The following is a 20,839-nucleotide window of genomic DNA, read 5'->3' as shown; positions in this document are numbered from 1 at the left end:
GCTCAGAACAGCGTCGCGGGTTCGACCGGTTCGGGCTCGGGCAGCGGGACGAGATCGGGCACCAGGGAGCGCACGTCGTCGTGGAACCGGCGGGCGAGCGCCGGGGCGTCGTCGTTGTCGGGGGTGTGCACGAAGACCGTCGGTGACCGGCCGTCCCGCAGCCATCCAGCGACCACCTCGGTCCAGGGCTCCCATCCCCGCGCGGTCTCCTCGGCGGAATCCCGGCCGAGGTAGCGGACGATCGGCCGGTCGGTCAGCGCCCGCGTCCGCCGTGGCAGCCGGGGTTTCTTGACCCAGGCGTCCTGTTCGGCCTCGCTGACCGGCGGGCCGGCGAAGAAGACCGTGGTGTCGAACGGCACCCACTCGGCGTCCGCGTCGGCGAGGGTCCGCTCCAGCAGCGACGTGGCGTGGGTGTCGGTGTAGAACGCCGGATGACGCACCTCCACGGCACGCCGGAGCCCGGCGGGCAGGCGGCGCAGGAAGCGGCCGAGGGCGTCGGCGTCCGGCGGGCCGAACGAGCCGGGCAGCTGTGTCCACAGGACCGCCCGGTCGCCGAGCGGTTCGACCGCGTCCAGGAACGCCCGCATCTCGGTCTCGACACCGGCGAGCCGTCGCTCGTGCGTGACGGCCTTGGGCAGCTTGACCACGAACCGGAAGCCGGGACCGGTCTGCCGCGCCCACGCCGCGACGGTGTCCCGGGCGGGGGTCGCGTAGAAGGTGGTGTTGCCCTCGACCGCGTTGCACCAGCCGGCGTACGCCCGAAGGCGCTCCCCCGCGGGCAGCGACTTCGGGACGAACCGCCCGGCCCACGCCTTGTGCGTCCACATCGCGCAACCGACATGAAGATTCGCCACGATGCTCAGTATTCGCCGTGGACCAGGTTCTTCGGCAGCTCCCCACCCAGATAGTGGCTCAATTCCCGGACCACCACCGCGTAAGCGCGCTGCCGTCTCCCGCTCACCGAGCCCGCGACGTGCGGCGTCAGCAGCAGTCCCGGGCAATCCCACAGCGGATGTCCGTCGGGCAGCGGCTCCGGGTCGGTCACGTCGAGCGCGGCGCGCAGCCGTCCCGACGCGAGTTCCGCGACGAGCGCGTCGGTGACCACGACCGGGCCCCGCGAGACGTTCACGAGGATCGCGTCGTCCGGCATCGCGGCCAGGAACTCCGCGTCGACCATGCCGCGCGTGTGCGGCGTGAGCGGAACCATGAGCACCGTGACGTCGTGGTCGGGCAGCAGGGCGGGCAGTTCGTCCGCGCCGTGGACACCCTCGCGAGCGCTCGCGCCCACCATCGTGCAGCGCACGTCGAACGTCTCCAGCCGTCGGCGCAGATGCCTGCCGAGATCGCCCGCGCCGATGACGAGGACCCGCTTGCCCTGCAGGGTGTCGGTGGTCCGGCGTTCCCAGTGCTTCCGCCGCAGTCCTTCGGCGAAACCGTCGAGACCGCGGTAGATCGCCAGCAGTACCGCCACGACCCACTCGGCCGAGCTTCCGCCGTGCGCGCCGCGGCAGGTCGAGAGGAGGACGCCGTCCGGCATCTTGCCGACCCAGTCCTCGGCGCCCGCCGCCAGCAGCTGCACGAGTTTGATGTTCGGCACTTCGCGCCAGAGTTCCTCGCTGGGCCCGTCACCGGTCACGAGGACCTCGGCCTCGGCTGCTTCGGCAGGCACCGGCTCCCCGCGGCGGTACACCACCGGACGCACGCCCTCGATCTCCGAAAGCGCGGCCACTCCCTCTTCGTCGGGCACGAGAACGGTCACAGTCATGATCGCCACGGTATCGAGAGGCTCTTACCCGTGGCTCACGTACGCCCACCTAGGCTTGCCCTGTGCGTACCCGGTACCGGCGGAAATGGACCGCGCCGCTGGCCATGCTGGCCTGCGGCGCGCTGATGCTCTCCGGCTGCGCCGAATTCGACAACACCGCCGCCGGGCAGAAGTTCACCCCGGTCAACCCGCCGTCCCCCGAGGTCCCGCCGCAGGTCGGGCCCGGCGGTGCGGCGGGTGACCCCGGCCCCGGCCGGGGCAACGGGCCGAACCAGACGCCGACACCGGTCCCACCGCCGCAGGGCTGCAAGGACTTCGACAAGGCCGTCATCGCGACCTGTCTGGACACCGTCGCCGCCGTGGCCGCGATCCCCGGCGACGGCACCGCGCCCAGCGCGCTCGCGGGCGAACGCAAGAGCGGCCGGATCCTGCTCGCCGTGGCGGAGAAGGACCCGGCCGACTGGGCGACCGTCCCCGTGGACGGCTCCGGCGACGGCGGCCTCACCTCGCTGGCCCTCTCCCCCGGGTTCGCCGAAGACCAGCTCGTCTTCGCGTACATCACCACCCCGACCGACAACCGGGTCGTCCGGCTGGCGAAGGGCCAGGCACCGAAACCGGTGCTGACCGGCATCCCCAAGGGCGCCACCGGCAACCGCGGCGCGATCGGCACCGACGCCAAGGGCGCGCTCCTGGTCGCCACCGGCGACGCGGGCAACCCCGGGCTCGCGGCCGATCCGGCGTCACTGGCCGGCAAGGTGCTGCGCGTCGACACGTCGGGCAAACCGGCGGCGGGCAACCCCACCCCGGGTTCGGCGGTCTTCTCGACCGGCGTGCACTCCCCCGGCGGGATCTGCCGCGACCAGGCCGGTTCCCGCGTATGGCTGACCGACCGGCTGGCCGACAAGGACGTCCTGTACCGGCTTCGTGGCGGCCAGCCGCTGACCACCCCGGCCTGGAGCTGGACCGACAAGCCCGGCGTGGCGGGCTGCGCGGATTTCGTCGGCGCCACCGGCTATCTCACGATCACGACGTCGATCGCGGGCAACCTGCAGAACCTGCCGGTCACCCCGGACGGCGCGGTGACCGGCAAGCCGAACGTCTTCATGGACGGCAAGGTCGGCAAGCCGCCGAAGACCTTCGGCAGGCTGTCCGCGATGAGCATGGTCAATCCGCAGGTCGCGCTCGCCGGGACGGTCAACAAGGACGGCGGCACCCCGGTTTCGAGCGACGACCGCGTCGTCATCATCACGCCGTCGGCCAGCTCCGGCGGGGGCGGCAAGGACTGAGCGGGCTCAGGAGCCCATGCGGTATTCCGTCCGCCGCCCGCACATCCCGTAACCGTCCACTTCGGACGGACCGGTGACCCGGACCCCGGACCGTTCGAGGTGGCTCGCGTCGCCGTTCGCCAGCGCTTCCAGGTGTTCCCCGGTCAGCTCGGCGGCGGCCAGCGCACCGGCCCGCCAGCGGGGGATCCAGGTGTCGACCTTCGGCGCGACCAGCGCGACGGCCGCGCGGTGGAAGTCCCTCAAGGGGCCGGGGTCTCCCGCGACGAGCGCGTCCCGGATCGGGAGGTAGCCCTCGATCGCGAGATCACGACGACGGCGGGCCGCGTCGTCGTCCTCCGGCATCGCGGCGGCCTCCGCGTACGCGGCCGTGTCGGCGAGGATCGGCGGCGGGAACGTGAAGACGGCGTCGCCCGCTTCGGGCAATCCGCTGTTCTGCATGAGCACGGTGATCCGCAGGTCTTCGCGCTGCACCATCCGATGGACAGTGCCGGGCGCGAACCATGCGACGACACCGGGTTCGAGTTCGGTCTCCCGGTAGCCGCCGAGGTCGAGTGTCTGCACCGCGCCGCGCCCGCCGGTGACGACATAGGCCTCGGTGCAGGCGAGGTGCAGATGCGGGCTGCCGCCGCACACCCCGTCCTCGGCTTCCCATTCGTAGGCGCACAGATGGGACAGACCGATGCCTCCGGGCAGGGGGAACACTGGGCGACCTCCTCAAGAAAGCGCTTTCTCACTGTATCCCCGCGCATCCCGAGTACTAAACGCGAAGGAGAACTCAGGGGCGCCGGGTACGGGTCTCGGCGCGGAGCAGGCGGACGTCGAAGAACGCGACGACCGCGGAGACGACCGCGGCGAGCAGGCCGAGGTAGCGGCCGAGCCCGGTCTCGATCCCGATCCCGGCGGCGGAGAAGATCCCGCGCTGGTCGGCGTCGAACTGCCAGTCGAGGGTGGTCCAGCCGAGCACCATCAGCAGCAGCGCGCCGATGGCCGCCATAAGCCACAGATGCGGCAGGCCCGCGCGGCGGACGGCGTCGACGCGGCCGAACAGCACGACCGCCACTCCGGGCAGGAACAGGAGGAAGAGCGGCGCCCAGGCGAGGAAACCCGCGTGCCACGCGTCGCGCGTGACGTCGTCGGCGGGCAACGTCGTCAGCACGTCCTCGATTTCCGGGCGCGAGGCGGTCAGCGTCGTCCACGGCAGGAACAAGGCCACCAGCGCGAGCAGCCCGACCGCGAGGCCGAGCCACTCACGCCAGGTGACCTTCTTCAGAGCGAGATCAGGCACCGACTCGCTCGACGATCAGTTCGCGCACGCGCTTGGCGTCGGCCTGGCCCTTGGTGGCCTTCATGACCGCACCGACGATCGCCCCGGCCGCGGCCACCTTGCCGCCACGGATCTTCTCGGCGACGTCGGGCTGCGCGGCCAGCGCCTCGTCTACCGCCGCGATGAGCGCGGAGTCGTCGGAGACGACCTTCAGGCCACGCTTCTCGACGACCTCGGACGGCGAACCCTCGCCGGCGAGCACGCCCTGCACGACCTCCTTGGCCAGCTTGTTGGTCAGCTCGCCGGCGTTGACCAGCGCGATGACCTCGGCCAGCTGCGCCGGGCTGATCGCCAGCTCCGCCAGTTCGATCTCGCGGGAGTTGGCCTCCTGCGCCAGCGTGTTGACCCACCAGCTGCGGGCCTCGTCCGGCGTCGCGCCCGCCTCGACGGTGGCGGCGACCAGATCGACCGCGCCGACGTTGAGCAGGTCGCGCAGCGCCTCGTCGGTCAGGTTCCACTCGCGCTGGATGCGCTTGCGGCGTTCCGACGGCATCTCCGGGAGCGTCTTGCGCAGCTCCTCGACCCATTCGCGCGACGGCGCGATCGGGACCAGGTCGGGCTCCGGGAAGTACCGGTAGTCCTCGGCGGTCTCCTTGGTGCGGCCCGGCGACGTGGTGCCGTCGGCCTCCTGGAAGTGCCGCGTCTCCTGCTTGATCGTGCCGCCCTCGGCGAGGATCGCCGCCTGGCGGGTCATCTCGTAGCGCACGGCGCGCTCGACGCTGCGCAGCGAGTTGACGTTCTTGGTCTCGGTGCGCGTGCCGAATTCGGTCGCGTCCTTGGCCATCAGCGAGACGTTCGCGTCGCAGCGCAGGGAACCCTGGTCCATGCGGACGTCGGAGACGTCCAGCGCGCGCAGCAGATCCCGCAGGGCGCTCACGTACGCGCGGGCGACCTCGGGGGCGCGGCCGCCGGTGTGCTCGATCGTCTTGGTGACGATCTCGATCAGCGGCACGCCGGCGCGGTTGTAGTCGAGCAGCGAGTGCTCGGCGCCGTGAATCCGCCCGGTGGCGCCACCGACGTGCAGCGACTTGCCGGTGTCCTCCTCCATGTGCGCGCGCTCGATCTCGACGCGGACGACCTCGCCGTCGTCCAGCGTCACGTCGAGGTAGCCGTTGAAGGCGATCGGCTCGTCGTACTGCGAGGTCTGGAAGTTCTTCGGCATGTCCGGGTAGAAGTAGTTCTTCCGGGCGAACCGGCACCATTCGGCGATCTCGCAGTTGAGCGCGAGGCCGATGCGGATCGCGCCCTCGACCGCCTTGCCGTTCACGACCGGCAGCGAACCGGGCATCCCGAGACAGGTCGGGCACACCTTGGTGTTCGGCTCGCCGCCGAACTCGTTGGCGCAGCCGCAGAACATCTTGGTGTTCGTGTTCAGCTCGACGTGCACCTCGAGGCCCAGCACCGGGTCGAACCGCTCGACGACGTCGGCGTAGTCCATCAACTCAACCACGGCGGTCACTTCTTTCCTCCCAGCTCCGGAACCTCGTGCACCAGCGAGCCACCGTTGGCGGCGTCGCGTGCGACCTCGTACGCGGCGCCGACGCGGTACAGCCGGTCGTCGGCCATCGCGGGGGCCATGATCTGGAGGCCGACCGGCAGGCCGTCCTCGTGCGACAGTCCACTCGGGACACTCATCGCGGCGTTGCCGGCGAGGTTCGACGGGATGGTGCAGAGGTCCGCCAGGTACATCGCCATCGGATCGTCGACACGCTCGCCGATCTTGAACGCGGTGGTCGGCGTGGTCGGTGAGACCAGCACGTCCACCTTTTCGTAGGCGGCTTCGAAGTCGCGCGTGATGAGCGTGCGGACCTTCTGCGCCGAGCCGTAGTAGGCGTCGTAGTAGCCCGAGGACAGCGCGTACGTGCCGAGCATGATGCGGCGCTTGACCTCGGGGCCGAAGCCCTTCTCGCGGGTCAGCGACATGACCTCTTCTGCGCTGTGCTCGCCGTCGTCGGACACGCGCAGGCCGTAACGCATGGCGTCGAACCGGGCGAGGTTCGACGAGCACTCGCTCGGCGCGATCAGGTAGTACGCGGGCAGCGCGTAGGTGAAGTTCGGGCACGAGACCTCGACGACCTCGGCACCGAGCGCGCGCAGCTGCTCGACGGCGGCCTCGAAGGACCGCAACACGCCCGGCTGGTAGCCGTCGCCGGCGAACTCCTTCACCACGCCGACCCGGACGCCCTTGAGGTCACCGGTCAGGCCCTGGCGGGCCGCGGCGACCACCGGCGGGACCGGCGCGTCGATCGAGGTCGAGTCCATCGGGTCGTACCCGGCGATGACCTCGTGCAGCAGGGCGGCGTCGAGCACCGTCCGCGCGCAGGGACCGGCCTGGTCGAGCGACGACGAGAAGGCGACGAGACCGTAGCGGGAGACGCCGCCGTACGTCGGCTTCACGCCGACGGTGCCGGTGACCGCGCCGGGCTGGCGGATCGAGCCACCGGTGTCGGTGCCGATCGCGATCGCGGCCTCGAACGCCGCGATGGACGCCGAGGAGCCACCGCCGGAACCACCCGGGATGCGGGCGTGGTCCCACGGGTTGTGCGTCGGGCCGAACGCGGAGTTCTCCGTGGAGGAGCCCATCGCGAACTCGTCCATGTTGGTCTTGCCGAGCACCACGACACCGGCCTCGCGCAGCTTGCGCGTCACGGTGGCGTCGTACGGCGGGATCCAGTTCTCCAGGGTCTTCGAACCGACCGTGGTCGGGATGCCCTTGGTGGTCAGCACGTCCTTGAGCGCCAGCGGGACACCGGCGAGCGCCGACTTCGGCGCGTTGCCCTCGGCGACGTCGGCGTCCACCGCGCGGGCCGCGTCGAGCGCGCCCTCGGTGTCGACGTGCAGGAACGCGTGGATGTGGTCGTCGACCTCGGCGATCCGGTCCAGGTGGGCCTGCGTGACCTCGACGGCCGAGACCTCACGGGACTGGATCTTCTCCGCCAGCTCGGCGGCGGTCAGCTTGATGAGTGCCGTGGCATGCGGGACACCCGCACCCGGTCGGCGATCATCCGCCGCTTCGCGATTGTCGCGCATGTTCGCCTCCGTCACTGTTCTTCTCCCAGAATCCGCGGCACCCGGAAACGACCCTCTTCGCTGGCCGGCGCACCGGCCAGCGCCTGCTGCTGGGTCAGCCCCGGTCGGACCGTGTCCTCACGGAACACGTTGGTCAGCGGCACGGCGTGCGACGTGGGCGGGACATCCTCGCCTGCGACCTCGCTCACCTTGGCCACCGAGTCCAGGATCTGGTCGAGCTGCCCGGCGAAGACGTCCAGCTCCTCTTCGGTGACGGCAAGCCTGGCCAGCTTGGCGAGGTGTGCGACCTCGTCGCGGGAAATGTTGGGCACGCGGGTGACTCCCGGGGTGTGCTGTGCGGGTTCTGTCGGAAGCTGCAAGTCTATGGTGGCGGCGTCGGCGGACTCGACTGGGTTATGCCGCGGCCTGCGCTCCCATGTCGGGTAAGGAGTGCCTGGTTCGTTATCCCGCGCCCCGGACGTCGGTCCCCATTACCTCGTCCGGTCTGTCACAATCGGCGCCCGGCGTAGCGCGTTCCACGGCGAGGCTGGGACGCCTGAGGCGAGAGGGGCGCGTGTGTCGTTCCTGATCCGGGTCCAATTACCGGACACCCCGGGGACCCTCGGCGCGGTCGCCACCGCGCTCGGCACCGTCGGCGCCGACATCCTGAGCGTGGACGTGGTCGAACGCGGCGGCGGTATCGCCGTCGACGACCTCGTCGTCGAAATCCCGTCCGGCAGGCTGCCGGACGCGCTCATCACCGCCGCCGAAAGCGTCGACGGCGTCGAGGTCGACGCCGTCCGCCCGTACGCCGGGGTCCTGGACACCCACCGCGAACTCGAACTGGTCGAGGAGATCGCCGCGAAGCCCGCCGCGGGGCTGGAGATCCTCGCCGAAGGGGTACCGCGGATCATCCGGGCGGGCTGGGCGGTCGTCGTCGAACACGCCGAGACCGGCGCGATCCGGCTCGCGTCGTCCAACGCCGCACCCGAGACGCCGATCACCGACCTGCCGTGGCTGCCGCTGGAACGCGCCACCATCCTCGACGCCGAGGAGGCCTGGGTGCCGGAGACGTGGAAGGAACTGGGGACCGAACTCGCGGCGACGCCGCTGGGGAAACCTGGGAAGGCGCTGCTGGTCGCCCGGCCGGGCGGGCCGAACTTCCGGGCCGCCGAGGTGGCGCGGCTGGCGCATTTCGCGGGCATCGTCGCCGTCGTACTGGACAGCTGACTTCCGCGTTTCGTCCTCTGGATGCGGTAGTCGGCGTTACGAACTACCGCATCCAGAGGACTAAATGCGGGGGGGTCAGGTGAGTTCCAGGCCGTAGGCGATCAGGGTCACCCCGGGATGCGGCTCCCAGTCCCGCTCGGGCAGCCGCACGAAGCCGAGCCGCTCGTAGAGCCGGTGCGCCCGCTCCATCGTGACCAGGCTGCACAGCACCACCCTCGCCACGCCGAGTTCCCGTGCCCGCGCGATGACCGCTCTGGTCAGCGCCTCGCCGATGCCGCGTCCGGCCGCCGAGGGCCGCACGGCGAGCATGCGGAACTCCAGTTCGCCCTCGCGGGACAGCTCGGCGAACTCGGTCCCCGGCAGGGCGATGGTGACCGTGCCGGCCAGTGCGCCGTCCCCGTCCACCGCGACCAGGAGCTCGGCCAGCTCCGCCCGCCGGGCGGCGTCGAGCAGTTCGGTGGCGTAGCCGGCACCGTCGACAAGGGTCCGCTCCGCGGAGTACGCGGCCAGCGTGAGCTCCCCGACCTCGGTCAGCTCGCCGGGCCGGGCGGGCCGGATCTCCAGGTCACTCACCGGCGCCCTCCTCGGTCGGCAGCGCGAGCTCGGCCGCGGCCTCGGGGCCGCTCTCCAGCAGCACGCGGAACCCGTTCTCGTCGAGTACCGGCACTTTCAGCTGGACGGCCTTGTCGTACTTCGTGCCAGGAGCGTCGCCGACGACGACGAACGCGGTCTTCTTCGACACCGAACCGGCCGCCTTCCCGCCGCGGGCCATGATGAATTCCTTGGCCTCGTCGCGGGAGTAGTCGTTCAGCGAACCGGTGACGACGATCGACAGGCCTTCGAGGTTGCGCGGGATGGACTCGTCGCGCTCCTCCTCCATCCGCACACCCGCCGCGCGCCACTTCTCGACGATCTCGCGGTGCCAGTCGACCTCGAACCATTCCTTCGCCGCGCGCGCGATGGTCGGGCCGACGCCGTCGACACTGGAGAGCTCTTCCTCCGACGCGTTCTCGATCCGTTCCAGCGAGCCGAATTCCCGCGCGAGCGCCTGCGCCGCCGTCGGGCCGACGTGCCGGATCGACAGGCCGACGATGACCTTCCACAGTGGACGGTCTTTCACCGTTTCCAGGTTGTCCAGCAGCTTGCGCCCGTTGGCCGACAGCTCACCCGCCTTGGTGCGGAACAGCTCCACCTGGAGCAGTTTTTCCTCGTCCAGGTCGAAGATGTCGCCCTCGTCGTGCACGACACCGGCGTCCAGGATCGCGACCGCGGCCTCGTAACCGAGCACCTCGATGTCGAACGCGCCCCGCCCGCCGAGATGGAACAGCCGCTCACGCAACTGCGCCGGGCAGGACCGCGAATTCGGGCAACGGATGTCGATGTCGCCCTCCTTCTGATACGCCAGTTCGGTGTCACAGTTGGGGCAGCGCAACGGCATCACGAACTCGCGCTCCTCACCGGTACGCGCGTCGGCGACCGGGCCGAGCACCTCGGGGATGACGTCGCCCGCCTTGCGGATGACGACCTTGTCCCCGATCAGCACGCCCTTGCGTTTGACCTCTTCCTGGTTGTGCAGCGTCGCCATCGCCACCGTGGACCCGGCCACCTTCACCGGTTCCATCACCGCGAACGGGGTGACCCGCCCGGTGCGCCCGACGTTGACCTGGATGTCCAGCAGGGTGGTGATCGCCTCTTCCGGCGGGTACTTGTAGGCGATCGCCCAGCGCGGAGCCCGCGAGGTCGTGCCGAGACGGCGCTGCAGCGCGACCTCGTCGACCTTGATGACGACGCCGTCGATCTCGTGCTCGGCGTCGTGGCGGTGCTCGCCCCAGTATTCGATGTGGTCCAGCAGTTCCTTGCCCGAACCGAGCCCCTTGCTGTGCGGCGAGACCGGCAGGCCCCACGCGGCCAGGGCGTCGTACGCCTCGGACTGGCGCTTCGGTTCGAAGCCCTCGCGTTTGCCGAGACCGTGGCAGATCAGCCGCAGGTTGCGGGACTTCGTGATCTTGGGATCCTTCTGCCGCAGCGATCCGGCCGCGGTGTTGCGCGGGTTCGCGTACGGATCCTTGCCCGCCTCGACCATCTTGGCGTTCAGCGCCAGGAAGTCCTCGACGCGGAAGTACACCTCGCCGCGGACCTCGACCAGCGCGGGCACCGGGAACTCGTCCGTCCCCGTCAGCCGCTCGGGCACCTGCTCCAGCGTGCGGACGTTGAGCGTGACGTCCTCGCCGGTGCGGCCGTCGCCCCTGGTCAGCGCCCGGGTCAGCCGGCCGTTCTCGTACAGCAGGTTGATCGCGAGCCCGTCGATCTTCAGCTCGGCGAGGTACTTCGTCGCGCCGATCTCCTTCTGGACCCGCTCGACCCAGGCCTCGAACTCGCCGGTGTCGAAGACGTTGTCCAGGCTGAGCATGCGCTCCAGGTGGTCGTACGCGACGAACTCGGTGGAGAACGTGCCGCCGACGTTCTGCGTCGGCGACTCCGGCGTCACCAGCCCGGGGTGCTCGTCTTCGATGGCCTGGAGTTCGTTGAGCAGCTCGTCGAACTGGCCGTCGGACACGATCGGTGAATCCAGCACGTAGTACCGGAACTGGTGACCGCGGATCTCCTCCGCCAGTTCGCCATGCCTTTCACGGACGTCGGCCGGTACGTCCGTGACGTCCTGCGCGGGCTCGGGATTCTCGGGAAGTTCGCTGCTCACGGGGGTGACTCTAGTCGGGGGTACCGACATTTCCGGGCTCCGGTGAACCGAGTCCGCCGACCACCTCGCGCAGTTCCAGCAGGGTCAGCTGCCCGTCCTGGGCCTCGGTCACCAGCTCGACCTTGCCCAGCCGTTCGGCCGCGACCCGCTCACCCAGCGTGGCGTCCAGCGGCAGGAAGGTCATGGTCGTCCGGGTCTCCGGCGCGAGCTCGTCGATCAGCGGATGGAACACGGTCACGTCCACCCGACCGGCCGATTCGTCCACCTTCGCGGTCACCCGCACGTCGGCGAGCGCGATCCGGGTCTCGCCGAGATTGACGGTGACCTCACTCGGATCGGGCACCGGCGGCACCGAGTCGTGGTACTCCCAGATGGCGTCCTCCGGCGGCGCCGCGGCCTTCCACGCGTCGGTGTACGGGCGCAGTTCCGGATCCTCCTGGCCGGTCAGCACCAGCGAGTAGATCGCCCGGTGCCCACGATCGAGGGAAAAGTGCAGCCGGGGGTGCAGTGCCTCGACGATGGTGCAGAGGTCGTGTTCCACCCGATGCGGTTCACGATCGCCGAGCGCGGCGCTGACCTCGGGCAGGAGCGCGAACCATGCCTCCCAGAACTTCTCCGCCGCGGCGGCCGCGTCCTCGGGGACCGGCTGCTCCGGCCAGGCGGTGCGGGGGTCGGGAACGTCCTCGGTCTTACGGGAACGGCGGAACAAACGCATGACGGGCACGCTACCGCGCCGCTCACCAGCCTTCAGGCGGTTCGGTGAAAGCCTTGCCCGCCTCCCGGCTGAGCGTGAGCGCGCGGCGCATCCAGTCGGGGGTGGCACCGGCCAGACCGCACGCCGGGGTCGGCACGACCCGTTCGGCGAGGATCTCGCGGCGGAAGCCCAGCCGGTCGACGAGTTTGAACACGGGCGTGACCACGTCGCGCAGCTCCACCGGGACGCCAGGGTCGGTCGTGGGGACGAGTCCGAGCATCAGCGTCGTGCCGGAGTCCAGCGTCTCGCCGATCTCGTCGAGCTGCGCGGGCGAAGCGCCTTTCAGCAGGGTGAAATCGAAGGCGATCGCTTGCGCCCCCGCCGCGCGCAGCAGCGAGATCGGCGGCTTTTCGGCGCAACAGTGCACCGCGACCGGCTGACCGGTGATCCGCTCCGCCCCGGAGATCACCGTCGACAGCAGTTCGCGCGCCTCCGCCGCGGGCACGGCGGGAACGGTGCCGTAGCCGGACGCCGTCGGGAGATCGCCGGCGAGGACCTCGGGCAGCGACGGTTCGTCGAACTGGATCACCACCGGCGCGCCGATGCGCGATTTCAGTTCCGCGACGTGCTCGGCCAGCCCGTCGAGCAGCGACGCGGCGAAATCACGCAGCGCGCCCTTGTCGGTGAGGATCCGGTGCCCGCGCGGGAGCTCGACGTTCGCGGCGAGCGTCCACGGCCCGGCGACCTGGATCTTGAAGGCGGGCGGCGCGGCGCCCGCCTTTTCCCGCGCCTCCTGGACGGCGTCGAGGTCCCAGTTCATCAGGTCGACGGCGCGGCGGTGGTCGTGCCCGGGACGGGCGGCGACCCGGTAACCGCTCGGCACCACCTCGACCGCGAGGTCGACCAGCAGCGCCGCCGTCCGGCCGATCATGTCGGCGCCGACACCGCGGGCGGGAAGTTCGGGCATACAGGGGAATTCGGGCAGTTCACCGAACACGATCGAAGCGGCCTCGACCGGATCGGTACCGGGCAGGGAACCGATCGCGGTGGCCGCGCCGAGGGGCCAAGGTCGTTCGTTCACACCCGGATTCTCCCCTTGGTCCGACCTGGCGGGGCGGCGGGGCGGGGGAGGACACGGACATTCGACGCAATTGCCGTCGACGAGCCCGATTCCGCGCCCGGCGCATTACGCTGACCTGCCATGACGAGTTCCCCACAGCCCGCCGGCTGGTATCCCGACCGGCAGAACCCCCGGCTGTACCGGTGGTGGGACGGGCAGGCCTGGACCGCGAACACGCGGCCGTCGCACGACGCCGAGATGATCGAGCTGGACATCGAAGGCGCGCACGATCCGGGCAAGATCCGGGCGCAGGCGGCGAGGGGCACCCAAGGCCGCGGCGGCGGTGTCGTCGGCGGCGGGACGCTGTTCTCCGAGCCCGTGCTCGTGGTCAACCAGCGCGCGAAACTCATCGAGATGTCCAACGAGTTCGGGGTGTTCGACCAGCACGGCAACCGCCTCGGCGGCGTCGTCCAGGTCGGGCAGAGCACGGTGAAGAAGGCCATCCGGCTGCTCACGAACTACGACCAGTTCCTGACCCACCGCTTCGAGATCCGCGACGCGAACCACAGCACCGTGCTCAAGGTGACGCGGCCGGCGAAGGTGTTCAAATCGCGCTTCCTGGTGACGAAGGCCGACGACTCCCCGATCGGCGAGATCGTGCAGGAGAACGTCTTCGGCAAGATCCGGCTGGGATTCGTGGTCGACGGGCGGAAGGTCGGCGGGATCTTCGCGGAGAACTGGCGGGCGTGGAACTTCGCGATCAAGGACGAGGCGGACGTCGAGATCGCGCGGATCACGAAGACCTGGGGCGGTTTCGTGAAGGCCGCGTTCACCACCGCCGACAACTACGTCGTCGAGATCCACCGGCCGCTGCGGGACCCGCTGGCGTCGATGGTGGTCGCGTCGGCACTGACCATCGACACCGCGCTGAAACAGGACGACAAGTGATCGGGGTCTCACACTCCTGAAGTGGACACTCGGCTTCCGGCGGCACAAAGTGGGGGACTGGGGCGGCACACTGGAGTGCGTCCGGGACGGAGGTCACCATGGAGCCGTTGCCCGAAGACGGCGAGCGGGACTGGGCCGAGCCAGGCGTCTACACGGTCACGCCCGGCGTCCACCGGATCCCGCTCCCCTTGCCGCACGACGCGTTGCGCGCGGTCAACATCTACGTCGTCACCGACGGAACCCGCCTGGTCCTCGTGGACTCGGGCTGGGCGCTCGAATCGGCGCGCGAGCGGCTTTCGCGCGGGTTGAAGGCGCTCGGCGCCGACCTCGGTGACATCGACGAATTCCTGATCACCCACGTGCATCGCGATCACTACACGCTCGCCGTGGAGCTGCGCCGCGAGTTCGGCGGCAGGCTCGGGCTCGGGAAGCGGGAGGAGCCGTCGCTGGTCCGCTCCGGCGACCCGGACCGCTTCCCGATGGAGGCGCAGGTCAGCCTGCTCGAACGGTGCGGCGCGGGGCCGGTCGTCGAGGAACTCGCCAAGGCCTTCGGCGGTGTCCGGCACACCGAGGCGCATCTGTGGGAACAGCCCGACGAATGGCTCGTCCCCGGCAGACGCGAGATCGTGCCCGGCCGCGAGTTCGACATCGTGCATACACCCGGCCACACGGACGGGCACGTCGTCTTCGTCGACGACGAGGCCGGGCTGGTGTTCTCCGGCGACCACGTGCTGCCGCACATCACGCCGTCCATCGGCTTCCAGCCGGTGCCGACCGAACTGCCCCTGCACGACTACCTCGACTCCCTGCGCCTGGTCCGCGAGATGCCGGACCGGCGGATGCTCCCCGCGCACGGTCCGGTCACCGGCAGCGTCCACGCCCGCGTCGACGAACTGCTGGAGCACCACCGGGACCGGCTCGAAGTCATGGGCGCCGAGATCACCCCGGACGTCACGACCGCGTACGAGGTCGCGCTGCGGCTGGGCTGGACGCGGAGGCGGCGCAAGCTTCCCGACATGGACCCGTTCAACCAGATGCTCGCCGTCCTCGAGACCGGCTCGCATCTGGATCTGCTGGTGGCCCAAGGGAAACTCACCGCGACCGAGACCGACGGGGTGCGACACTACGCCTCATGATCATCCGTGAAGCCCGCCGGGAAGACGTCGCGGCGATCGTCGGGATGCTCGCCGACGACCAGATCGGCAGCACCCGTGATTCCGCCGACGACCTCAAGCCGTACCTCGAGGCCTTCGAACAGATCGACGCCGATCCGGCGCACCTGCTGATCGTCGCCGACGACGCCGGGGAGGCCGTCGGCACGCTCCAGTTGTCGATCATTCCCGGCCTGGCGAGGAAAGGCGCGCTGCGCGGGCAGATCGAGGCCGTCCGGGTGCGGGCGAGCCATCGCGGCTCCGGTCTCGGGGCTCGGCTGATGAGGTGGGCCATCGACGAATCACGGCGGCGGGGCTGCGCGCTCGTCCAGCTGACGTCGGACGTGAAACGCGAAGACGCGCACCGGTTCTACGAGCGCCTCGGTTTCGAGGCCACGCACACCGGCTTCAAGCTGAAGTTCTGACCTGTGCCGCGTTTAGTCCTCCGAATGCGGCAGGGCGGGTGGTCGCGGCGTTGGGCAGCCATCGACCGTGTCGCGAAAGCCACTTTCGGGACATCAGACGTCGCGAAAGTGGCTTTCGCGACACGCCTTCGAGACCCCTCACCGCATTTAGTCCTCTAAATGCGGGGTTCTAGCGAGTCCCGGAGATCTTCGCGCTGCCGAGCACCAGGTCGCCTTCGGCCGCATCGGTGCGGTACAGCACGACGACCTGCCCTGGCGCGACGCCGCGCAGCGGCTCGCGGAGCTGGATGGTCACCGAGTCACCCGAAACCTCCGCGACGGCCTCGACGATCCCGCCGTGCGCGCGCACCTGCACGACGCACTCGGTCGGGCCGTCCAGCGGCCGCTCGCTCGGCCAGATCGGACGGTCGGCCTCGATCACGTTCACGCCGAGGTCGCGCGCGGAACCGACCTTCACGGTGCCCGAAACCGGCTCCAGCGAGAGCACGTAGCGCGGCCGTCCGTCCGGCGCCGGCGCCTCGATGCCGAGGCCCTTGCGCTGGCCGACGGTGAAACCGTGCACGCCGGTGTGCTCACCGAGCACGGCGCCGGTCTCGGCGTCGACGAGCTGCCCGGGACGCTGGCCGAGCCGCTTCTCCAGGAAGCTCTTCGTGTCCCCGTCCGGGATGAAGCAGATGTCGTGGCTGTCCGGCTTCTTCGCCACCGACAGGCCGCGGCTCGCGGCCTCGGCACGCACGTCGGTCTTCCACGAGTCGCCGAGCGGGAACAGCGAATGCCGCAGCTGCTCCGGCGTCAGCGAGGCCAGCACGTAGGACTGGTCCTTGCCGGTGTCGACGCTGCGCCGCAGCTCCGGCACACCGTCCACAAGGGCCAGACGGGCGTAGTGCCCGGTGGCGACCGCGTCGAAGCCCAGCGCCATCGCCTTGTCCAGCAGCGCCTCGAACTTGATCTTCTCGTTGCAGGTGACGCACGGGTTCGGCGTCCGGCCCGCGGCGTACTCGCCGACGAAGGTCTCGATGACCTCTTCGGTGAACCGCTCGGCGAAGTCCCAGATGTAGAAGGGGATGCCGAGGATGTCCGCGGCGCGGCGCGCGTCACCGGAATCCTCGATCGTGCAGCAGCCACGGGAGCCGGTGCGCAGCGTGCCGGGCTTCGCCGACAGCGCCAGGTGCACGCCGACGACCTCGTGCCCGGCGTCCACGGCGCGCGCGGCGGCCACCGCCGAGTCCACTCCCCCGCTCATCGCGGCCAGTACGCGCATCTTCCTCACACCTCTTGCTTCTGCGTCTGCTTGCGCATTCCGGCGAGCCCCGCCTGCCTCGCCCTGTCGACGACGCCCGCGATCTCCCTCGAAACCGCTTCAACGTCTTCCGGTGCCGAGGTATGCCCGAACGAGAACCGCAGCGACCCGCGGGCGGCCGCGGGTTCGGCGCCCATGGCCAGCAGCACGTGGCTCGGCTGCGCGACACCCGCCGTGCACGCCGAACCGGTGGAACATTCGATGCCCTTGGCGTCCAGGAGCATCAACAGGCTGTCACCCGCGCAACCGGGGAAGGTGAAGTGGGCGTGCGTCGGCAGGCGCTCGCCCTCGCCGCCGTTGAGCACCACGTCCGGCACCTCGCGCCGGACGGCCTCGATCAGGTCGTCCCGCAGCTCGGCGACGCGTTTGGCGTACTCCTCGCGGCCTTCGACCGCGGCCTTGACCGCCGTCGCGAACGCGATCACCGCGGGGACGTCGAGCGTGCCCGAACGCACGGCACGCTCCTGGCCGCCGCCGTGCAGGACCGGCACGCACGCGGTGTCGCGGCCGAGCAGCAGCGCGCCGACACCGTACGGTCCGCCTAACTTGTGCGCGGTGAGGGTCAGCGCCGCGGCGCCGCTCTCGGCGAAGCCGACGGGCACCGCGCCGACGGCCTGGACGGCGTCGGTGTGCAGCGGGATCTCGTGTTCGGCGCAGACGGCGGCGAGCGCGGCGATCGGGTTGACCGTGCCGACCTCGTTGTTCGCCCACATCACGGTGACCAGCGCGACCGTCTCGGGGCTGTCTCCGATGGCGGTGCGCAGCGACTCGGGGGTGACCCGGCCCGCCTGGTCGACCTCGACCCAGACGATCTCGGCGCCCGCGTGCTGCTCCAGCCACTCGACGGACTCGAGGACGGCGTGATGCTCGACGGTGCTGCACAGCACCCTGGTCCGCTTCGGGTCCTCGCCGGTGCGGGCCCAGAAGATGCCCTTGACCGCGAGGTTGTCGCTCTCCGTGCCACCGGCGGTGAAGATCACCTCGGACGGCCGGGCGCCCAGCGCCTCGGCGATCACCTCGCGGGCTTCTTCGACCCGGCGGCGTGCCCGGCGCCCCGAGGAATGCAGCGCGGAGGCGTTGCCCACTGTGGACAGCGCCTCGGACATCGCCGCTACGGCTTCGGGCAACATCGGGGTGGTCGCCGCGTGGTCGAGATAGGTCATCGCGTCTTTCAGGGTAGCCCGTTCCGGGGCGTGACCAAGCCCACCCTTGGTCAGGGGGTGGCGGCGCTCATACCCGACGGCCACCGGCCGGTCAGCCGCACCCCGAGCAAGGCGATGCCGGTCAGCACCACCGAGAGCACCACGATCGCCACCGAAGGCTCCTTCGCCGACGCCAGCGAAGCGAGCAGAACGCCGCCCAAACCGATGGTCAGAGCCGATCCGACCCAGTCGCCGAGCTGCAGTGCCGAGGTGTTGAACCCGCGTTCGGCCTCGGGCGAGTAGCGGAGCAGCAGTACCGAGATCGCGGGCATCGCGATCCCCATCCCGGAGCCGCCGACGGCCGATGCCACGAACGCCATCCAGCCGGGGAACGAGGGCAGCGGGACGAAGACGAAGATCGCCAACCCGGCCGCGACCAGCGCGAACCCGGTCCGCAGCGACGCTTCACGCGACCAGTCCAGCATGCGGCCCTGCAACATCGACCCCGCCGACCAGCCCAGCGCGGTCACCGTCAGCGGCAGCCCGGCCAGCGCGGGGCTGTAGCCGTGGACCTCGGTCATCGTGAGCGGCAGATAGGCCTCCATCCCGGCGTACGCGCCCGCGATCAGCGCACGCGAGGCGATCACTGTCGGCAACCCCGGCCGCGACGTCAGCGTCCCGGCGGGCAGGAGTTTGCGGAGCGCGTACCCGAGGGCGACCAGGCCGGCGCCGCCGTAGGCCAGCGCCGCGAGAGACGGGTGCTGCGCCGCCCAGGTGAGCGCGGCGACGCCGAGGGCGGCGACCACCGCGGGCACGACCCCGGCGCGGACGGAGGACTCGCCGGGCACGTGGGCCGGCAGCTTGCGCGTGACGACGACCAGCAGCGCGAGCCCGATCCCGGTGAGCGGAATCAGCCCGAGGAACACCCAGCGCCAGCCGACGCTCACGGTCACCACGCCCGCGATCGAAGGCCCGATCACCGCGGGCAGCACCCACGCGGCGGCGTTGGCCGCGTAGATCACCGGACGTTCGCGGTCGCTGAACGTGAGCGCGATCAGCAGCGACACCGAGACCAGCAGAAGACCCGCACCGAAACCCTGCAAACCCCTGCCGAGCAGGAGCAGCGGCATGTCGTGCGCGAGCCCGGCGACCAGCAGCCCGGCGGCGAACAGCGCGGTACCGGCGAGCAGCGCGGGCGCCGGGCCCTTGCGGTCGCCGAGGCGTCCGGAAAGGACGGTCGCGACCACGCTGGCGACCAGGAACGTGGTGAACGGCCAGGCGTACAGCGCGAGGCCGTCGAGGTCGGCCACCATCGTCGGCATCGCGGTGGCGACGCCCATGCTCTCGAACGCGATGAGCGTGACCATGAGCAGCAGCCCGATGGTGGTCACGCGGTGCTCAGGTGTCCAGAGCACACCCTTCGGTTCGGTCTCGTCCCCAGTGATCGTCATACGTCGAGCCTGCAACCTCCAGCCCGCTGGAGGTCAAGCTCACGACACGGACTCCAGGCGCAGCTCACGCGCCAGCACGGCGGCCTCGCCGCGGGACGTGACTTCCAGCTTTCCCAAGATCTTCCGCACGTGGAACTTCACCGTGTGCTCGGTCAGCGCCAGCTCTTCGGCGATCTGCCGGTTGCGCTTCCCGCGCGCGATCCCGGCGAGGACTTCGAGTTCGCGCGGGTTCAGCCGGTCGAGCGGGCGCAGTTCCGGCGTTTCCTGGACGCCGAGCGGCAGGAGCGCGCTGATCGTGGCGCCCCAGCCGGGTACGGCGTCGACCTCCCAGCGGCCGCCGAGCGGGGTGATCCGCTCGGTGAGACCGGTGGCGGGCACGGCGCGGGCGACGTCCGGGCCGTCGTCGCGCACGGTGACCCGGAGATGCTGCCCGTCGATCCGCCAGGACGCCCTGACCCGGCCGGCGCCCCGCTCCAGCGCGGCGAGCACGAGACCGCGGGAGACCGTGCGCGCGGTGTGCGCGATGTCCTGCGGGAGCGGCCGTTCATCGTCCGGCCCGGCGAGGTCGACGGTCACGTCGTTGTGGCGCACCAAGGGAGCCAGCTGCGTGACAAGGGTGCCGAACGCCTCCGACGCGGGCTCCGCCGAGAGTTCCTGATCGCGGTCCGCGATCGAGCGCAACTCGACCAGCGCGGCCGCGGCGACGTCGGTCGCGGTCTGCCGGGCGGCGGCGTCACCGAGCTTGCGGGACCGCAGCACCGAGAGCAACGACGTCAGCGTGGTCGCGTGGGTCTGCCCCAGATCGGTGATCGCCCGCGCCCGCGCGGTCGCCGCCGCGATATTGCTCTCCAGGACGGCAGGCTCGGGATCGGTGGCGCGCTGGGCGGCGTTCACGCTGACGATGTCCCACAGCTTGGCGACGAACTCGAGCGCGCCGTCCGACGGCTCGTCCTCGGCGGGGACGAGCGCGATCATCGCGCCCTTGCCGATCACCGGGGCCGAAGTCAGTACGACGAGTTTCCGGCGCTTCCCGCCGAGTGTTTCTTCGGCCACCACCGCCCGGCCCGGTACGCCGAGCGCGCCGAGCCGCTGAAGTTCGGCGCTCGTGACCGCGCCGGTGATCTCCGGATCACCGTGGACCTTGATGGGCAGGCGGGAGCAGTCACCGGTCTCCATGGCGGCGGCGCGGTGCGGCAGCACGGCCGCGGCCGTCGCGGAAAAGCGCGGCAGGAGTTCGGGGCGCGGAGCGGCGAGCATGTACTCGACCTGGCTCAGCACGTGCAGCGGGTCCATGCGTCCACAGTAAGCGCGTCCGCGCGCGGGGACGCTGCTCTCCCGGCTAGTGAACACTGCTCG

General features: G+C 70.6%; 20 protein-coding genes. 5 read left to right on the top strand and 15 right to left on the bottom strand.

Annotated elements, in window-relative coordinates; all coding sequences use genetic code 11:
• Positions 1-2: 2 nt before the first annotated feature.
• Positions 3-827, bottom strand: a complete 825-nt coding sequence (locus CVV72_RS38195; protein ID WP_219154391.1) for a DUF72 domain-containing protein — start codon at positions 825-827, stop codon at positions 3-5.
• A gap of 32 nt (positions 828-859) precedes the next feature.
• On the bottom strand, positions 860-1,765 hold the full coding sequence (locus CVV72_RS38190) for a 2-hydroxyacid dehydrogenase (RefSeq protein WP_219149292.1): 906 nt from the start codon (positions 1,763-1,765) through the stop codon (positions 860-862).
• Positions 1,766-1,827: 62 nt separating this feature from the next.
• On the opposite strand from CVV72_RS38190, the gene CVV72_RS38185 reads away from it, so the two are divergent.
• The gene (locus tag CVV72_RS38185) at positions 1,828-3,051 is read left to right on the top strand and encodes a sorbosone dehydrogenase family protein (protein ID WP_219149290.1); all 1,224 of its coding nucleotides are present in this window, start codon (positions 1,828-1,830) and stop codon (positions 3,049-3,051) included.
• 6 nt (positions 3,052-3,057) lie between these two features.
• Here the strand turns inward: CVV72_RS38185 and CVV72_RS38180 are convergent, their stop codons facing one another.
• The 5 genes from CVV72_RS38180 to gatC all read right to left on the bottom strand — a co-directional run bounded on the left by CVV72_RS38180 (position 3,058) and on the right by gatC (position 7,716).
• Positions 3,058-3,753, bottom strand: a complete 696-nt coding sequence (locus CVV72_RS38180; RefSeq protein ID WP_219149287.1) for a cupin — start codon at positions 3,751-3,753, stop codon at positions 3,058-3,060.
• A gap of 73 nt (positions 3,754-3,826) precedes the next feature.
• Entirely contained in the window at positions 3,827-4,336 is a 510-nt protein-coding gene (locus tag CVV72_RS38175) for a hypothetical protein (RefSeq protein ID WP_219149285.1), read from the bottom strand.
• The gene (gatB, locus tag CVV72_RS38170; protein WP_219149283.1) at positions 4,329-5,834 is read right to left on the bottom strand and encodes an Asp-tRNA(Asn)/Glu-tRNA(Gln) amidotransferase subunit GatB; all 1,506 of its coding nucleotides are present in this window, start codon (positions 5,832-5,834) and stop codon (positions 4,329-4,331) included. Before gatB ends, CVV72_RS38175 begins: the two co-directional genes overlap by 8 nt.
• Entirely contained in the window at positions 5,831-7,405 is a 1,575-nt protein-coding gene (gene gatA, locus CVV72_RS38165) for an Asp-tRNA(Asn)/Glu-tRNA(Gln) amidotransferase subunit GatA (RefSeq protein WP_255632393.1), read from the bottom strand. The genes gatB and gatA overlap by 4 nt, the downstream gene beginning before the upstream one ends.
• 11 nt (positions 7,406-7,416) lie before the next feature.
• A complete protein-coding gene (gatC, locus tag CVV72_RS38160) occupies positions 7,417-7,716 on the bottom strand; it encodes an Asp-tRNA(Asn)/Glu-tRNA(Gln) amidotransferase subunit GatC (RefSeq protein ID WP_005162012.1) in 300 nt (99 codons plus the stop codon).
• 244 nt (positions 7,717-7,960) lie between these two features.
• Between gatC and CVV72_RS38155 the strand changes: the two genes are divergently transcribed.
• Positions 7,961-8,614 (top strand): ACT domain-containing protein, encoded by a 654-nt coding sequence (locus CVV72_RS38155; RefSeq protein ID WP_219149281.1) that lies wholly within the window; start codon positions 7,961-7,963, stop codon positions 8,612-8,614.
• Between the two features lie 75 nt (positions 8,615-8,689).
• Here CVV72_RS38155 and CVV72_RS38150 read toward each other — a convergent pair whose 3' ends face one another.
• Genes CVV72_RS38150 through CVV72_RS38135 form a run of 4 tightly spaced genes read right to left on the bottom strand, consistent with a single transcriptional unit; the run spans position 8,690 to position 13,087 of the window.
• Entirely contained in the window at positions 8,690-9,187 is a 498-nt protein-coding gene (locus CVV72_RS38150) for a GNAT family N-acetyltransferase (RefSeq protein WP_219149279.1), read from the bottom strand.
• Complete coding sequence (gene ligA, locus CVV72_RS38145; RefSeq protein ID WP_219149277.1) at positions 9,180-11,312, bottom strand: NAD-dependent DNA ligase LigA; 2,133 nt, start codon at positions 11,310-11,312, stop codon at positions 9,180-9,182. Before ligA ends, CVV72_RS38150 begins: the two co-directional genes overlap by 8 nt.
• 10 nt (positions 11,313-11,322) lie before the next feature.
• Positions 11,323-12,027 (bottom strand): hypothetical protein, encoded by a 705-nt coding sequence (locus CVV72_RS38140; protein ID WP_219149276.1) that lies wholly within the window; start codon positions 12,025-12,027, stop codon positions 11,323-11,325.
• Positions 12,028-12,049: 22 nt separating this feature from the next.
• Positions 12,050-13,087, bottom strand: coding sequence for a methionine synthase (locus tag CVV72_RS38135; RefSeq protein WP_219149274.1), 1,038 nt, complete (start codon positions 13,085-13,087; stop codon positions 12,050-12,052).
• A gap of 120 nt (positions 13,088-13,207) precedes the next feature.
• Between CVV72_RS38135 and CVV72_RS38130 the strand changes: the two genes are divergently transcribed.
• The 3 genes from CVV72_RS38130 (at position 13,208) to CVV72_RS38120 (ending at position 15,590) form a co-directional block, all read left to right on the top strand.
• Positions 13,208-14,014 (top strand): phospholipid scramblase-related protein, encoded by an 807-nt coding sequence (locus CVV72_RS38130; protein WP_219149273.1) that lies wholly within the window; start codon positions 13,208-13,210, stop codon positions 14,012-14,014.
• Positions 14,015-14,112: 98 nt separating this feature from the next.
• Positions 14,113-15,150, top strand: a complete 1,038-nt coding sequence (locus tag CVV72_RS38125) for an MBL fold metallo-hydrolase (RefSeq protein WP_219149272.1) — start codon at positions 14,113-14,115, stop codon at positions 15,148-15,150.
• Entirely contained in the window at positions 15,147-15,590 is a 444-nt protein-coding gene (locus CVV72_RS38120; protein ID WP_219149270.1) for a GNAT family N-acetyltransferase, read from the top strand. The genes CVV72_RS38125 and CVV72_RS38120 overlap by 4 nt, the downstream gene beginning before the upstream one ends.
• 169 nt (positions 15,591-15,759) lie before the next feature.
• Here CVV72_RS38120 and mnmA read toward each other — a convergent pair whose 3' ends face one another.
• Genes mnmA through CVV72_RS38100 form a run of 4 tightly spaced genes read right to left on the bottom strand, consistent with a single transcriptional unit; the run spans position 15,760 to position 20,776 of the window.
• On the bottom strand, positions 15,760-16,851 hold the full coding sequence (mnmA, locus tag CVV72_RS38115; protein WP_219149268.1) for a tRNA 2-thiouridine(34) synthase MnmA: 1,092 nt from the start codon (positions 16,849-16,851) through the stop codon (positions 15,760-15,762).
• A gap of 5 nt (positions 16,852-16,856) precedes the next feature.
• Positions 16,857-18,053 (bottom strand): cysteine desulfurase family protein, encoded by a 1,197-nt coding sequence (locus CVV72_RS38110; RefSeq protein ID WP_219149266.1) that lies wholly within the window; start codon positions 18,051-18,053, stop codon positions 16,857-16,859.
• Positions 18,054-18,103: 50 nt separating this feature from the next.
• Complete coding sequence (locus CVV72_RS38105) at positions 18,104-19,483, bottom strand: MFS transporter (protein ID WP_219149264.1); 1,380 nt, start codon at positions 19,481-19,483, stop codon at positions 18,104-18,106.
• Positions 19,484-19,522: 39 nt separating this feature from the next.
• Positions 19,523-20,776: a LuxR C-terminal-related transcriptional regulator gene (locus CVV72_RS38100; RefSeq protein WP_219149263.1), complete on the bottom strand. Its 1,254-nt coding sequence runs from the start codon at positions 20,774-20,776 to the stop codon at positions 19,523-19,525.
• Positions 20,777-20,839 lie beyond the last annotated feature (63 nt).

It is taken from the genome of Amycolatopsis sp. TNS106 (genome assembly GCF_019330265.1).
GTDB classification, from domain to species: Bacteria; Actinomycetota; Actinomycetes; order Mycobacteriales; family Pseudonocardiaceae; genus Amycolatopsis; species Amycolatopsis lurida.
Note: the sequence above shows the minus strand (reverse complement) of the source record. Positions and strands in the feature narration are given on the sequence as shown.